Here is a 13637-nt window from a genome sequence, read left to right on the forward strand (position 1 = left end):
ACCGACTGTGTGGGGGATGCAAATGCAATATCAGGCGATCGTGCGAAAATTCGGGCCGGCCGAGGAGGTCGTCGGGATCGAACGCGCCGAACTGGCGCCGCTCTCGCGTGACCAGGTGAGGCTGCGCCTGCTGGCACGATCGATCAATCCCTCAGATATCATCACCATCTCGGGCGCATATGCCGGCCGAACAACACTGCCCTTCATTCCGGGTTTTGAAGCCTTTGGCGTGGTGGAAGAATGCGGCGCAGAGGTGCACGGACTTGTGCCGGGGACGCGCGTCCTGCCGGTGCGCACTGCCGGCGGCTGGCAGGAATTCAAGGACACCGACCCAAGCTGGTGCCTTCGCGTTCCCGACGCGATTTCCGATCTCGAGGCGGCGACGAGCTACGTCAACCCGATGACGGCCTGGCTGATGCTGCACAAGAAAATCGGACTGAGACCCGGCATGCGCATCGCCATCAATGCCGCGGCGTCTTCGATCGGGTCCATCCTGATCGGCATGGCAAACGCGGTTGGCGTCGAGCCGATCGCAATCGTCCGCAGCGAAGAGTCCCTCTCGCGCCTCAGCGGCCGGCTGGAGGCAGTTATCGTCGACCGGTCGGGCGGTGATCTCGCCGCCGGCCTCGCGGGCCGGCACGGGCTCGATGCGGTGCTCGACTGCGTCGGCGGCGCACGCGCCTTAATCCTCGCCGATGCGCTGCGGCCCGGCGGGCATTTCCTGCATTACGGCCTGCTGTCGGGGGAGAGCATCCCACCCTCCTTCTGGGCCCCCCATCTCGATATCGCCTTTTCCTTCTGCCACCTGCGCGAATGGGTCCATTCCGAAGCGATGGAAGACGTCCAGCGCGCATATGCCGAAGTGGCCGCGCAGATCACGGCCAAGGTCATCGCCACCGAAGTGCGACAGGTGTTTCCACTGGAAAAGATCGGCGAGGCGCTGCGTACCGCCCTGCCCTTCCGCACGGGCGGGAAGGTGCTGCTGGCGTGATGGCAAGCTGCGCTCTCACCGCACCGGTTGAAACTGATGCCGCTCCGGAGATGCAGGCATGCCCCGTTGGCCCTCGAGGACCGCGGCGTTCCGGCGAATGCGACTTTCCAGGGCCGCGATTCCTTTTGAGTGCGTCATACCCGTCCGTCAGGAGACTTCCTGGATGTCGAAGCGAATGATCTTGCCGTCCCTGAGGTGGAAGACATGTCCAACCATCTTGTCCTGCAGAAGTGCGCCCTGGAGATCCCGCACCAACTGGCGGACATCTGCAACGATGGCGCCGTCAGAAGTCCTGTGAAAGCTTGCAGGTTCCACGTGGGATCAATCATCGCCCATTGGCGGGTCCAGTAGGCGCGAACGGCCTCGCGCCCATGAACGTGGCCGCCCTCCATGCCGTTGGCCCATGCGACGTCGTCGGTAAATGCGTTTCAACTTTTCGATTTCAGCGTCCACGGTCCTCTCCCCGGACTTCCTGCGACGCAACCGACGGCAGCGACAACTGCATCGTACACCAGGCCCAGACCGCGTCGACAGCCTTGCGCGGCGATGATGAGCGTTTGCGCAACAGATAGTAATCGGGTCCCATGGTTGCCGTCGCATCCGTCACCTGCACCAGCCGCCCTGTTGCGAGATCGGCAGCGACGAACGCCCGGCAAACCAGCACGACACCCTGGCCGGCGAGAGCGGCATCCAGCGCCAGTGTCGTATGGTTGAATGCTGCACGGGGCAGCTTTTCACGCGAGCGCAGGAATGCCGGCCAATGATCGTGCGAGTCGTGCAGAAGCGGCAGCTTGCGAAGCTCTTCGCCGGTCAAAGAGTGAATTCCACCGTGTCAAAGCTTTCGACCGCACTCCAGCCGGGCCAGTAGTCGTCTTTCAAAGGAATACCGTCCGAATTGATGCACTGCTTTTGGCCTGCATCGGCCACGTTGGGCGTCATGTCATACGCCTCGCTTGAGGTGATCCCTAATCGATTGAAACAGCAGCGCTGAGGTATGTTCAAACGGCCGCATTCACCTTTTGGTGGTGAAGCCAATCCCTTTTGCAGGATGTGCGCACTGGAATTTTTACATCAATCTTCCCTTGTGACCGGGAGGGACGAAATGGCAAGCAATTACCGTTTGCAAGCGAATGATACCACTTGGGCCGTAATCGACGAAGCGACTGGTGCACCGGCCCGATTGGACGGCATACCCCTCGTAAGAATGGAGGCCGCGGAAGCCCGACATATGCTTTGTATACTTGATGGCATTGATCGGATCAGGACCACCTCGAAGTGGTGGGCGGAGCTCTCTAAAGAGCGGGCAAAGATGACAACCTTTCCGGGCGCTGTGCAGGCGGTGGAATTCAAGCCTCTTCGGCCGTTTAGCTCGAGCAAATGGACTTGGAACAATGAAGAGTTTCGCTAGAACAGACAGGCTTATGGCCATCAAGCTCTCGTGAGCAGCCAGCCATATTGTCGCCCATGATCGCCGCGAGCCGGTCGCTCCAGTCAGGTCCCCGAAGGCCGAGACCACAGGACCGATAAGACTTCCGGTCATGGCTTCTGGGACCTAAGTCCCGGCTCCGAACCAAATTGGCCTCGCGCTGTTTCCTTCGTATCACCAAGGAGGACTGCCATGACCTTTGAGCCGGAAAGCCTAGCCTACGATCAGCTTGCGAGCGTGCAGGCCGCGGTATCCGCGGAGCCAGAACTAGAAAGCTCGTCCATCTCTGTAAGCATGGTGGGCAGAAGCGTCCTGTTGGAGGGCTATGTGGCCGGTTATGGTGATCGGGAGAAGGTGACGGCGATCGCCGCCTTGATCGCGGGCCCGGAGAACGTGCACGACAGGATGCAGGACCGTGAAGAGATAAATGGATAACACCGCAACAGGGGCGAGCTTACCCAACCATAATGAAGTCTTCAAGGTTGTTTCTGAATGCGAAGAGCGCGCACACTGAAGGCAGCGCTCTTAAAGTTTGCCTCGAACTGCACGGCCCATGATCACTATCGGCGTGCCGCCGTTCTTTACGGAGGTTGAATTGTATGTTGGCGTGGTTCGATAGCCGGGGGTGATATGGGCAGAAAGCCCACACCATCTTGGCAGCAGAATATCCCTTTAGGAACAATCGCAAGGCGAGGTAGTTAATGCTTAGTCGGGCGTAAGGGTAATTGGAGCGCGGCGCTCTCCCCATCCCTCGGGTATTCGAGGTTGCTTCCAGCTTTCGAGCTGTGACGCGGGGTTCGAATCCCTGCCCCGACAACCATATTCGATACAATCGAACAAAGTCTGCGATTTCTCGTCGGCTCCTTCAACGCCCAGTCGAAGGCTAAGATCGTCCGCAGCGCTGCCGATGGCGATCTCGCCTGGCCGCATGTGCATGCGACGAACGGCGCGGCCGATCGCGGCCAGGCGATCGTCGATATCTTCCGCGTCAGGGACGGCAAGATCGTCGAGCATGGGGATGTGATCCAGCCCGTTCCGAGCGAGTCGGCCAACAAGAACACCATGTTCTAAGCCGCGTCGATCAGGGGCGGCGACAGCCGCGTTGCACACCAGTCCCAGACGGCGTCCACGGCCTTTCTCGGCGATGAGGAGCGTTTGCGCACCAGGTAGTAATCGGGTCCCATGGTTGCCGTCGCATCGGTCACCTGCACCAGCCGCCCTGTTTCGAGATCGGTTGCGACGAACGCCCGGCAAACCAGCACGACGCCCTGGCCGGCGAGTGCGGCATCCAGCGCCAGTGTCGTATGGTTGAATGCTGCACCGGGCAGCTTCGCACGCGAGTGCAGGAATGCCGGCCATTGATCGTGCGAGTCATGCAGAAGCGGCAGTTTGCGAAGCTCTTCGCCGCTCAAGGGTAAGATCAGGCCTTCGACCAGATGCGGGCTTGCGACCGCCACAAGTTCCTGGCGGAACAGCAACTGTGCCTGCAGGTTCGCCGGAAAAGGCGGGCGGGTGAGGCGTACTGCGATATCTACCTGGTCGCGGTCGAAATCCGACAGCGCCTCGGTGGCGACCGTCCTCAGATCGATGTCGGGAAGGGCCGCGTAGAGCTCGGCGAGCCGCGGGATCAACAGCCTGGTGGCGACCGTGGGGGTGGCGCTGATCGTCACCATTTCCGGCCGGTCGAGAAGCCGCCCGGTGGCCTCCGCGAGCGTATCGAAGGCGCGGGTCACATCCGCCAGATAGGCCGTGCCATAGGCAGTGAGCGCAAGGCCGCGGGCAAGGCGTAGAAACAACCTGAGGCCGAGCTGCTCTTCCAGCGCGCGAACCTGCTGCGCGACCGCCCCTTGCGTGACACCGAGCTCCTCGGCGGCGGCGCGGAAATTCAGTCGGCGGCCCGAGGCCTCGAAGGCGCGCAGGGCATTCAGAGGCGGCAGCGTGCGGCGGGATTGGGTCATCGGCATATCCAGGAGATTTTCTACAGTCTGGCACCTTTCTTTCTCGCGCGAAAGTCCCGTCGGCATCTGCCATAATGCTCGCAATATCAGCTATCGGAGGTCTCAATGTCTGAAGGAAAAGTCGCTCTCATCACTGCAGGCGGGTCCGGCATGGGGGCTGCGGCTGCCCGGAGGCTCGCCGCGGACGGCTATCGCGTCGCCGTGCTCTCCTCCTCCGGCAAGGGAGAGGCGCTGGCAAAGGAACTCGGCGGCGTCGGTGTCACCGGCTCGAACCAGTCGAACGACGATGTGAAGCGGCTCGTGGATCTGGCGATGGAGCGGTGGGACCGTATCGACGCGCTGGTCAATTCCGCCGGCCACGGCCCACGTGCGCCGATCCTCGAAATCTCCGACGAGGACTGGCACAAGGGCATCGAGGTCTATTTCCTTAGCGCCGTGCGGCCGATCCGGCTGGTGACGCCGATCATGGAAGCGCAGGGCGGCGGCGCGATCGTGAATATCTCCACGGCATGGGCCTTCGAACCCTCTGCGATGTTCCCCACCTCGGCGGTCGCGCGGGCAGGCCTGGCGAGCTTCACTAAGATCTTCGCGGACACCTATGCGGCCAAGAACATCCGCATGAACAACGTCCTGCCGGGCTGGATCGACAGCCTGCCGGCCACCGACGAGAGGCGCGACAGCGTTCCGATGGGCCGCTACGGCACGAGCGAGGAAATTGCGGCGACGATCGCCTTCCTCCTGTCGGATGGGGCCGGCTACATCACCGGCCAGAACATTCGCGTCGACGGCGGCATCGCCCGTTCCGTCTGAGCGAGGCCTGGCGGTGGATCTCATAGACATCGATGCCTCGGCATGGGCGGAGCTCGAAACGGCTGCGGCGGGTCCGCAGTCGGGTTTCCGCTATGTGAACCTCTGCTCGGTGGGCGCCGAGGGCAGACCGCAGGCGCGCATGGTGGTGCTGCGGGCGGCCGATAGAGCGAGGCGCAGCCTTGAATTCCACACCGATACGCGAAGCCCGAAATGGCTGGAGCTTTCGGCAAATCCCGACGTTACGGTGCTCGGCTTCTGCCCGCAGGCCCGGCTGCAGTTACGGCTCCAAGGCACCGTCGAACGCCACGGCCCCGGAAGCGAACGCGCCGACGCGGCTTGGGAAAACCTGCCCAACCGGACGCGGATGACTTATATCGGTGGGCCGCCGGGAGATGAACGAGCCTTCGAAACCGTGGCCGAATTGCCGGAGCCTCGCGGCGAAGTGGAGGGGAAGGCTCGCTTTGGCGTCCTGAGTTTTCGCGCGCGGATGCTGGACTGGTTTCAATTGCGTCAGCAGGACAACCGAAGAGCCCTGTTCAGCTATGACGAAACCGGCGCGCTCACCCATAGGCGATGGGTCAATCCTTGAGCCTGAAATCACGGTGCGAATCCTCGTCAAGTGCATGACATGAATAGGATGGCAGCCTATTCTCGGATACACGAAATATTGCAGCGGCTGTGCGTGCGTGTCCCGCCGGGCTTGCGGAGGTCGCCTCGCTGCTGCCGATCGCCGCCGAGCTGCTCGGCCAGCATTCGCGGACGGCCAATACGCATAGGGAGCTCGGCTGATGGACCCGCGAGCGGGATCGGGAGTAGCATCCGTGCGGCAGTGGCAGGCGGTCAAGCGACCGGCCCGGGGAAATGCGATGATGAAGCTGAGACCTTTTTTCCTGACGTTCGCGATGCTGGCATTCGGCTTGGCATGGCCGGTTTCCGACACCTTCGCTGCAGCGCAGCTCATTTTCTGGAGTGCTTTGCGGCCGGTCGATCAGGCCAAGGCGACAGTGCCGCTGTCGGGCAAGGCGGTCAGCGGTCCGCAGGGCGAAACGCTAGCCTGGCATGATGAGGAGCATCCGGTCGACTTGACGGGCTTCGTCCTGCCGATCGACCAGGACGGCGACCTTGTCTACGAATTCATGCTGGTGCCCTGGGCTGGAGCCTGCAGCCACATGCCCTCCCCGCCGCCCAACCAGTTGGTGCGCGTCGTTCCGCAGGAACCTCTGCATCTCGAAAGAATGTACGAGACCGTGACCGTGACCGGCAGCCTGCGGCCTGGCCTGGATCAGGCGCAGTTCTTCATGATCGACGGCGTCCGCATCCTTGCCTACGGCTACAGCATCAGCCATGCCGAGGTGGGGAAAGCGACGGCGACTGATGATCCCGATCTGCTGACGCTCTCGCCGTTCGGCATTCTGCCTCGTTAATGGAAAGGCTTCTTGCAGAAACGGCGCGTGCCGCGTATATACATGTTTATATATACAAACTGTGGAGAGTTCTCTATGCCGCAATATGCACGCGTGTTTCAATCCGGCAATTCGCAGGCCGTGCGGCTGCCGAAGGAGTTCCGTTTCGATGTGGAACAAGTGGAAGTGACGCGGGAAGGCGATGCCGTCATTCTCCGGCCGCGGGTCGATAGCCGCGTGCAGTGGGCGTCGTTGCGAAACGCTCTTGAACGCGGGCTCAGCGACGATTTCATGGCACAAGGGCGAGAACAGCCGGAGGATCAGGAGAGGCCTGGTCTTCAGGGCCTGTTCAAGTGATTACGCATCTGATCGACACCAATGCCGTGATTGCCTTGATCGGTCGCAAGTCCGACATGCTGCTCTCCCGCGTGATGGAGAGCGACGAGGGATCGATCGGCCTCTCCACCGTCGTCATGCATGAACTCTATTACGGCGCCTACAAGAGCGCTAAAATTTCCTACAATCTCGAAACCCTGCGCCTGTTCATGGCGGATTTCCCAGCCGTCGGTTTCGAGCGCGAGGATGCGCTGGCAGCCGGGGAGATCCGCGCCGCATTGGCGGCCAAGGGAAAGCCGATCGGTCCTTACGATGTGCTGATTGCCGCGCAAGCCAGGAGCCGCGATCTGGTTCTCGTCACCAACAATGTCGGGGAATTCCAGCGCGTCGAAGGCTTGTGCGTCGAGGATTGGACGGTCGGGCGGTAGTCCAAGAGAGCTTCAGCGGCGTTTCGGCGTGTTCTTCGAGACTCCGCCTCGCGCCTGTTCAGGATAAAGTGGACAAGGCGTGCCACACGGCACGCCTTGGGCCGAAATGCCTGCCGATCAGACGAGATCGAAGCGATCGGCGTTCATGACCTTGTTCCAGGCGGCGACGAAGTCCTTGACGAACTTCTGCTTGGCGTCGGCCTGGCCGTAGACTTCGGCGAAGGCGCGCAGCTGCGAGTGCGAGCCGAAGATCAGGTCGACGCGGGTGCCGGTCCACTTGGCGGCACCCGTCTTGCGGTCGCGCCCTTCATAAATGCCGTCCTCGCCGGCGGGAACCCATTGCGTCGCCATGTCGAGCAGGTTGACGAAGAAGTCGTTCGTCAGCGTCTCGGGCCGCGACGTGAAGACGCCGTGCTCGGGGTTGCCGGCCCTCAGCACGCGCAGGCCGCCGACGAGGACCGTCATCTCGGGCCCGGTCAGCGTCAAGAGCTGAGCGCGGTCGACAAGCGCTTCTTCCGGCTTCATGAACTGCAGACGCTTGCCGTTCACATAGTTGCGGAAGCCGTCGATGCGCGGCTCGAGTGCGGCGAAGGAATGTGCGTCGGTCTGAGCGTCGGACGCATCCATGCGGCCCGGCGTGAAGGGCACGCTGATGGTGTTGCCGCCGGCAGCTGCCGCCTTCTCGACGCCGGCCGCACCGGCGAGCACGATCAGGTCGGCGAGCGAGATCTTCTTACCGCCCGTCTGGGCGGCGTTGAAGTCTTTCTGGATGCCTTCGAGAACGCCGAGCACCTTGGCGAGCTGGGCCGGCTGGTTGGCTTCCCAGTCCTTCTGCGGAGCAAGGCGGATGCGCGCGCCATTGGCGCCGCCGCGCTTGTCGGAGCCGCGGAAGGTCGAAGCCGAGGCCCAGGCGGTCGAGACCAGTTCCTGTACGGAAAGGCCTGTGGCGAGAACCTTTGCCTTGAGGTCGGCAATGTCCTTGTCGTCGACGAGGGGATGGTCGACGGCCGGGATCACGTCCTGCCAGATCAAGTCTTCGGCCGGAACCTCCGGGCCGAGGTAGCGCACCTTCGGCCCCATGTCGCGGTGGGTCAGCTTGAACCAGGCGCGGGCGAAAGCGTCGGCGAACTCACCGGGATTTTCGAGGAACCGGCGCGAGATCTTCTCATAGATCGGGTCGAAACGCAGCGAGAGATCGGTGGTCAGCATGGTCGGAACATGCTTCTTGCCCGGCTCATAAGCATCCGGAATGGTGGCTTCGGCGTTCTTGGCCCGCCACTGATGGGCGCCGGCCGGGCTCTTCGTCAGCTCCCACTCGTGGGCGAAAAGGTTTTCGAAGAAATAGTTGCTCCACCTGGTCGGCGTCTGCGACCAGATGACTTCGAGGCCGGCGGTGATCGCGTCTTTGCCGACGCCGGTGCCGAACGAGCTCTTCCAGCCGAGGCCCTGGTCCTCGATCGCGCCGCCTTCCGGCTCGGCGCCGATGAAGGACGGGTCGCCCGCGCCATGGGTCTTGCCGAAGGTGTGGCCGCCTGCGATCAACGCCACGGTTTCTTCGTCGTTCATTGCCATACGGGCGAAGGTTTCACGGATGTCCCGGGCCGCCGCGACCGGATCGGGATTGCCGTTCGGACCTTCCGGGTTGACGTAGATGAGGCCCATCTGCACGGCACCGAGCGGTTCTGCCAGCTGGCGTTCGCCGCTGTAGCGCTCGTCGCCAAGCCAGGTGCCTTCCGGACCCCAGTAGAGCTCCTCCGGCTCCCAGACGTCGGCGCGGCCGCCGGCGAAGCCGAAGGTCTTGAAGCCCATCGATTCGAGCGCGACGTTGCCGGTCAGGATCAGGAGGTCGGCCCAGGAAATGCGGTTGCCGTATTTCTGCTTGATCGGCCACAGCAGGCGGCGAGCCTTGTCGAGGTTGGCATTGTCAGGCCAGGAATTCAGCGGTGCGAAACGCTGCTGGCCCTGGCCGGCGCCGCCGCGGCCGTCGGTGATGCGGTAGGTGCCGGCGCTGTGCCAGGCCATGCGGATGAAGAGGCCGCCATAATGGCCGAAGTCGGCCGGCCACCAGTCCTGCGAATCCGTCATCAGCGCGTGAAGATCCTGCTTCAGCGCGTCGAGATCGAGCTTCTTGAACTCCTCGGCATAGTCGAACTCCTTGCCCATAGGGTCGGCGCGGCCGGAATTGTGATGAAGAATCTGCACGTTCAGCTGGTTCGGCCACCAGTCACGGTTGGCGCGGCCGCGGGGCGTATTGCCATGGGCCACAGGGCATTTGCCTGTGCTGTCAGTGGGGTTGTCCATGATCGTCTCCTTCATTGCTTGATCTGTCTGCGGTTCAAAAAAAGATGAGCCGAGCTGACGCCCCACTCTCTCCCTTGCAGTCTTCATATCGGAAGCGTTCAATAATTTTAAGTTGGATTTACTGATTGCCGCGATAAGCTGAGGTTATGAAGAAACTTACCCTGAAACAGCTCCGTTATTTTGAAGCCCTGGCGCGGGATGGCCGCTTCCGCCGCGCCGCCGACGCCTGCGCCATCTCTCAGCCGGCGCTCTCCATGCAGATCAAAGAACTCGAGCAGGAATTGGGCGGCGAACTCTTCGAGCGAAGCGCGCGCGAGGTCAAGCTTACCCCATTCGGCCAGAGCTTTGCCCTAAGGGTCCGCGACATCCTGCGCGCCGTCGATGAGCTAGGGGAATTCGCCCGCGCTTCGCGCGAATCCTTCCTCACGCGTCTTCGCATCGGCGTCATCCCGACGATCGCGCCCTATCTGCTGCCGGCAATTATAAACGATCTCAACGAAACCTTCGCCGGAATTCAGATCGAGGTGCGCGAGACGCAGACAGGCAAGCTGGTTCATGAACTGGCGCAGGGCCAGCTCGATATGGCGATCGTGGCGCTGCCGGTGTCGGAACCCTCGCTCACCGAACTCGAGCTTTTCAGGGAGGAGTTCGTGCTGGTCAGGCGGCAGGAGGACGGAGACAAGCCGGTGCCCGAGCGCGAGGCGCTGCGCGAAATGCGGCTGCTGCTGCTCGAAGAGGGCCACTGCTTCCGCGATCAAGCGCTGTCCTTCTGCAAGGTGGGCCCTGCCCGTCCTCGGGAGATCATGGAAGGCAGCTCGCTCTCCACTCTCGTCCAGATGGTCGGCGCCGGCATCGGCGTGACACTGATCCCGGAGATGGCCGTTCCCGTCGAAACACGCTCGGCCCATGTCTCGATCTCCCGCTTCCCCTCGCCACAGCCCTCGCGAACGATCGGCATGGTCTGGCGCAATTCGACACCGATGGCCAAGCAGTTGCAGGAGGTCGCCGACGCGGTGCGCCGCTCAGCCGAGACGATGCGGGAGCAGCATATGGGCGGGTGACGGACGATGGCTGCCAGTTGAGTGCCAAAGACCCCTGCCCTCGCCTCAGCTGCGGCGCTTGAACGTATGTTCGGCTGCCGGAAATTTGCGCGCGCGCACCTCCTCGGCATAAGAGGCGGCGGCGTCAGCGACCCTCTTGCCGAGTTCATCGTAGCGCTTGACGAAACGCGGCCTGAAGTCATTGAAGAGGCCGAGAATATCGTCGGAGACCAGGATCTGGCCATCGCAGGCGGACGAGGCGCCGATGCCGATGGTCGGTATGTGGATCGAGGTCGTCATCTCGCGGGCGAGCGGCTCCACCGTGCCTTCGACAACAACGGCGAACGCGCCGGAGCCGCCGATCGCATGCGCGTCGCGGCGGATCTTGGAGGTCTCGTGTTCGGAATGGCCAACGGAGCGATAGCCGCCTGCAGTGTGAACGAGCTGCGGCATCAGGCCGATGTGGCCGAGCACGGGAATGCCTCGCTTGGTCAGGAAGGCGATTGTTTCGGCCATCTCCTCGCCGCCTTCGAGCTTGACGGCGTCGCAGCCGGTTTCCTGCATGATGCGCACGGCATTGCGGAAGGCGACCTCCTTGGATTCCTGATAGCTGCCGAACGGCATGTCGACGACGACGCAGGCATTGGCGACGCCCCGCATCACCGCCTTGCCATGGGCGATCATCATGTCGAGCGTCACGCCGATCGTAGTCTCCATGCCGTAGAGCACCATGCCGAGCGAGTCTCCGACCAGCAGCAGGTCGCAATGCTCGTCGAGAAGGCGCGCCATCGGCGTCGTATAGGCGGTGAGGCAGACGATCGGCTTACCGCCCTTCATGGCTGCGATCCGCGTCGGCGTCAGGCGCTTCTGAGATCCGGTGGCGCTCATTTCGTCACTCCCTTCCCCGGCTGGCCGCTCACTCGGTTGTCCCGGATCATTTTGCTGTTCCCGCTTGCCGGGCTGCTGTTGTCTCCGACAACTCTGTTGTCGAGAAGCCGCGTCGTGCCGATTCGCACGAAGAGCGCCACGACGATGGGGTCTTCGAGCGAAGCGACCGGTGCCAGCGTTACCGCATCCCTGACGGCGGCGACTTCGACCCTTGCCAGAGGCTCGCGGCCGATGAAGGCGGTGAGTTTCGCCTCAAGTTCTTTCGCATCCGTCAGGCCTTCGGCGATGAGCCGCTCGGCCTCGTCGAGCGCCTGCGGAACGATCACTGCCGCGCGCCGCTCATCGGGGCTGAGATAGACATTGCGCGAGGACAAAGCGAGGCCGTCGCTGTCGCGCACCGTCGGCACCGAGATCACCCGCACCGGCACGGCGAGATCTTCCACCATGCGCTTGATGATGACGACCTGCTGGTAGTCCTTCTCGCCGAAATAGGCAGTCTGCGGCTGGACGATGTTGAAAAGCTTGGTGACGACGGTGGCCACTCCGGCAAAATGGCCGGGCCTGACCGCGCCTTCGAGTTCGCGGCCGAGATCGGGAACGTCGACCACCGTCATCATCGGGCGGGGATACATGTCCTCGACGCCCGGCGCGAAGAGGAAATTCACACCGGCCTGCTTGAGCATGTCGCCATCGCGCTCGAGATCGCGCGGATATTTGCCGAGGTCTTCGGCCGGGCCGAACTGCAGCGGATTGACGAAAATCGAGACGACGACGAGGTCGTTCTCTGCCCGGGCGAGGGTGACGAGCTTGAGATGTCCGGCGTGGAGATAGCCCATGGTCGGAACGAGGCCGACGGTGCGCCCCTGCCGCTTCAGCGCATCGAGCGTGTGGCGCAGCTCTTCAATATTCGAGAAAACCCGCATACATCCTCCCCGCGGCCGGTCACTCATCTTGGGCGCGGATAAGAAGTGTAATCGAAGCGGGAGGTCAATGCACTTCCGCGACAAAAAACGATTAGATGCATGGCAGGCCGATAAACCCCACTCATATCCGCCGGGAAATCGTCTCTCGCATCCGGCTTGCCGTAGGGCTAGCAATGTGCGACCTGCGCCTCTATCTACCCTCTCCGTCAAGATACCATCACAGTCGGCCGTTATGGAGGATGCATGGACAAACCCTGGAAAATCAGCCGTGGGCCGATTGCGGCGACGGAGCTCGACGTGGAGAAGGCAAACGCGATCAACTCGCTGTTGGTCCGGCCGGTCGGCGTGCTTCCGACAAAGCCTGGCGATCCCGTCCTTCCCTTCGCCGTCGGCCTCTTCAACGAGCTGCGCCCGCTCCTGAAGCCCGATGCCGGCGTGACGACGCTTCGGCGCGCGACCGCTGCCTATGTCCATTGCCGACGCTATTATTTCGCCAGCGCCCAGCCCGATTCCATGCGCCATAACATCGACGGCGAACCGGTCGAGCCGCTGTCGGAGGAAGACCGATTGGTCGGGCAGAAGCGGTTCCTGAGCCTCAAGCAGAGCGCCGCGAAGGCCGAGGAGCCTGAGCCAGCGCCTGTGGTGGTTCCTCCTCCTGTCATCAGCAAGAACGAGCAGATCCGCGCCGCCCTTCTCGGCAAAAGGAACGCCGCCCAATAGGGTGAAACGACGTCAGCCTTGCTCCTCCTTCGGTGAAGCCCTGAGCATTTCCATGGCACAGGGCGGGTTGACGGTTGCGCCAGAAAAATGCCCCGCCCGGAGGATCCGCAGATGGCTGATATCATCACGAAGGGCCGGGTTCTTCTGGGGCCCGCACATGGGCTTCACACAAGGCGTTTTCGCGGCGCTCGTCGCCGACGCGGCACCTGCTGATCTGCGCGGCACGGGGTTTAGGTTTTTCAACCTCGTCTCGGGGGTTGCAATTCTGCTCGCCAGTGTGGTGGCGGGCGCCCTGTGGGAAGCGGCGGGGCCGCCATCACCTTCACCGCCGGCGCCGCCTTCGCGGCGCTCGCGGGCGCGGCCCTCCTCGTCGTGAAAGCACCCATGACGCAGAAGTCTTGAAGAATATTGCG

The 13637-nt window shown here is 62.6% G+C and carries 14 protein-coding genes, 1 tRNA gene and 4 pseudogenes; 12 read left to right on the forward strand and 7 right to left on the reverse strand.

Features of this window, described 5'->3' with window-relative positions:
* The first annotated feature begins 22 nt into the window (after positions 1–22).
* Entirely contained in the window at positions 23–991 is a 969-nt protein-coding gene (locus J7U39_RS20425; protein ID WP_210632075.1) for a zinc-dependent alcohol dehydrogenase family protein, read from the forward strand.
* Positions 992–1138: 147 nt separating this feature from the next.
* Here J7U39_RS20425 and J7U39_RS20430 read toward each other — a convergent pair.
* The 3 genes and pseudogenes from J7U39_RS20430 to J7U39_RS32190 all read right to left on the reverse strand — a co-directional run.
* Positions 1139–1410 (reverse strand): annotated as a pseudogene (locus J7U39_RS20430) (nuclear transport factor 2 family protein); the annotation flags it as partial.
* Between the two features lie 23 nt (positions 1411–1433).
* Positions 1434–1796: pseudogene (locus tag J7U39_RS20435) on the reverse strand (LysR substrate-binding domain-containing protein); the annotation flags it as partial.
* A gap of 5 nt (positions 1797–1801) precedes the next feature.
* The gene (locus tag J7U39_RS32190) at positions 1802–1930 is read right to left on the reverse strand and encodes a hypothetical protein (protein WP_259665272.1); all 129 of its coding nucleotides are present in this window, start codon (positions 1928–1930) and stop codon (positions 1802–1804) included.
* 679 nt (positions 1931–2609) lie between these two features.
* Here J7U39_RS32190 and J7U39_RS20440 point away from each other — a divergent pair.
* From J7U39_RS20440 to J7U39_RS20450, 3 genes and pseudogenes are all read left to right on the forward strand, one after another.
* A complete protein-coding gene (locus J7U39_RS20440) occupies positions 2610–2852 on the forward strand; it encodes a BON domain-containing protein (RefSeq protein WP_210632076.1) in 243 nt (80 codons plus the stop codon).
* 273 nt (positions 2853–3125) lie between these two features.
* Positions 3126–3233 (forward strand) — tRNA-OTHER (locus tag J7U39_RS20445).
* 51 nt (positions 3234–3284) lie between these two features.
* A pseudogene (locus J7U39_RS20450) lies at positions 3285–3488 on the forward strand (nuclear transport factor 2 family protein); the annotation flags it as partial.
* On the opposite strand, the gene J7U39_RS20455 reads toward J7U39_RS20450, so the two are convergent.
* Positions 3485–4375: a LysR substrate-binding domain-containing protein gene (locus J7U39_RS20455; protein WP_210632077.1), complete on the reverse strand. Its 891-nt coding sequence runs from the start codon at positions 4373–4375 to the stop codon at positions 3485–3487. The pseudogene J7U39_RS20450 and the gene J7U39_RS20455 sit on opposite strands and share 4 nt — an antisense overlap.
* A 105-nt stretch (positions 4376–4480) precedes the next feature.
* On the opposite strand from J7U39_RS20455, the gene J7U39_RS20460 reads away from it, so the two are divergent.
* The 5 genes from J7U39_RS20460 to J7U39_RS20480 all read left to right on the forward strand — a co-directional run bounded on the left by J7U39_RS20460 (position 4481) and on the right by J7U39_RS20480 (position 7352).
* The gene (locus J7U39_RS20460) at positions 4481–5185 is read left to right on the forward strand and encodes an SDR family oxidoreductase (protein ID WP_210632078.1); all 705 of its coding nucleotides are present in this window, start codon (positions 4481–4483) and stop codon (positions 5183–5185) included.
* A 13-nt stretch (positions 5186–5198) separates the two neighbouring features.
* A complete protein-coding gene (locus tag J7U39_RS20465) occupies positions 5199–5774 on the forward strand; it encodes a pyridoxamine 5'-phosphate oxidase family protein (RefSeq protein ID WP_210632079.1) in 576 nt (191 codons plus the stop codon).
* Between the two features lie 277 nt (positions 5775–6051).
* On the forward strand, positions 6052–6609 hold the full coding sequence (locus tag J7U39_RS20470) for a DUF3299 domain-containing protein (RefSeq protein WP_210632080.1): 558 nt from the start codon (positions 6052–6054) through the stop codon (positions 6607–6609).
* A gap of 75 nt (positions 6610–6684) precedes the next feature.
* Positions 6685–6945 (forward strand): type II toxin-antitoxin system VapB family antitoxin, encoded by a 261-nt coding sequence (gene vapB / locus J7U39_RS20475; RefSeq protein WP_210632185.1) that lies wholly within the window; start codon positions 6685–6687, stop codon positions 6943–6945.
* Positions 6942–7352, forward strand: a complete 411-nt coding sequence (locus J7U39_RS20480; RefSeq protein ID WP_210632081.1) for a type II toxin-antitoxin system VapC family toxin — start codon at positions 6942–6944, stop codon at positions 7350–7352. Before vapB ends, J7U39_RS20480 begins: the two co-directional genes overlap by 4 nt.
* A gap of 117 nt (positions 7353–7469) precedes the next feature.
* Here J7U39_RS20480 and katG read toward each other — a convergent pair whose 3' ends face one another.
* Entirely contained in the window at positions 7470–9653 is a 2184-nt protein-coding gene (katG, locus tag J7U39_RS20485; RefSeq protein ID WP_210632082.1) for a catalase/peroxidase HPI, read from the reverse strand.
* Between the two features lie 146 nt (positions 9654–9799).
* Between katG and J7U39_RS20490 the strand changes: the two genes are divergently transcribed.
* Positions 9800–10714 carry a hydrogen peroxide-inducible genes activator gene (locus J7U39_RS20490; RefSeq protein WP_210632083.1) on the forward strand — a complete coding sequence of 305 codons (915 nt, stop codon included), beginning with the start codon at positions 9800–9802 and terminating at the stop codon, positions 10712–10714.
* A 45-nt stretch (positions 10715–10759) separates the two neighbouring features.
* Here the strand turns inward: J7U39_RS20490 and panB are convergent, their stop codons facing one another.
* Both panB and panC read right to left on the reverse strand, forming a co-directional pair.
* The gene (panB, locus tag J7U39_RS20495) at positions 10760–11581 is read right to left on the reverse strand and encodes a 3-methyl-2-oxobutanoate hydroxymethyltransferase (RefSeq protein ID WP_210632084.1); all 822 of its coding nucleotides are present in this window, start codon (positions 11579–11581) and stop codon (positions 10760–10762) included.
* Complete coding sequence (gene panC / locus J7U39_RS20500; RefSeq protein WP_210632085.1) at positions 11578–12504, reverse strand: pantoate--beta-alanine ligase; 927 nt, start codon at positions 12502–12504, stop codon at positions 11578–11580. Before panC ends, panB begins: the two co-directional genes overlap by 4 nt.
* A gap of 243 nt (positions 12505–12747) precedes the next feature.
* On the opposite strand from panC, the gene J7U39_RS20505 reads away from it, so the two are divergent.
* Both J7U39_RS20505 and J7U39_RS31850 read left to right on the forward strand, forming a co-directional pair.
* Positions 12748–13224, forward strand: coding sequence for a ProQ/FINO family protein (locus tag J7U39_RS20505; protein WP_210632086.1), 477 nt, complete (start codon positions 12748–12750; stop codon positions 13222–13224).
* A 145-nt stretch (positions 13225–13369) separates the two neighbouring features.
* Positions 13370–13626 (forward strand): annotated as a pseudogene (locus J7U39_RS31850) (MFS transporter); the annotation flags it as partial.
* Between the last annotated feature and the right edge of the window lie 11 nt (positions 13627–13637).

The sequence above is a fragment of the Rhizobium sp. NLR16a genome (assembly GCF_017948245.1).
Taxonomy (GTDB): domain Bacteria; phylum Pseudomonadota; class Alphaproteobacteria; order Rhizobiales; family Rhizobiaceae; genus Rhizobium.

Coding starts and splice junctions, on each gene's coding strand:
- J7U39_RS20425 (WP_210632075.1), top strand. CDS start 23: ATGCAATATCAGGCGATCGTGCGAAAATTCGGGCCGGCCGAGGAGGTC.
- J7U39_RS32190 (WP_259665272.1), bottom strand. CDS start 1,930: ATGACGCCCAACGTGGCCGATGCAGGCCAAAAGCAGTGCATCAATTCG.
- J7U39_RS20440 (WP_210632076.1), top strand. CDS start 2,610: ATGACCTTTGAGCCGGAAAGCCTAGCCTACGATCAGCTTGCGAGCGTG.
- J7U39_RS20455 (WP_210632077.1), bottom strand. CDS start 4,375: ATGACCCAATCCCGCCGCACGCTGCCGCCTCTGAATGCCCTGCGCGCC.
- J7U39_RS20460 (WP_210632078.1), top strand. CDS start 4,481: ATGTCTGAAGGAAAAGTCGCTCTCATCACTGCAGGCGGGTCCGGCATG.
- J7U39_RS20470 (WP_210632080.1), top strand. CDS start 6,052: ATGATGAAGCTGAGACCTTTTTTCCTGACGTTCGCGATGCTGGCATTC.
- vapB (WP_210632185.1), top strand. CDS start 6,685: ATGCCGCAATATGCACGCGTGTTTCAATCCGGCAATTCGCAGGCCGTG.
- katG (WP_210632082.1), bottom strand. CDS start 9,653: ATGGACAACCCCACTGACAGCACAGGCAAATGCCCTGTGGCCCATGGC.
- J7U39_RS20490 (WP_210632083.1), top strand. CDS start 9,800: ATGAAGAAACTTACCCTGAAACAGCTCCGTTATTTTGAAGCCCTGGCG.
- panB (WP_210632084.1), bottom strand. CDS start 11,581: ATGAGCGCCACCGGATCTCAGAAGCGCCTGACGCCGACGCGGATCGCA.
- panC (WP_210632085.1), bottom strand. CDS start 12,504: ATGCGGGTTTTCTCGAATATTGAAGAGCTGCGCCACACGCTCGATGCG.
- J7U39_RS20505 (WP_210632086.1), top strand. CDS start 12,748: ATGGACAAACCCTGGAAAATCAGCCGTGGGCCGATTGCGGCGACGGAG.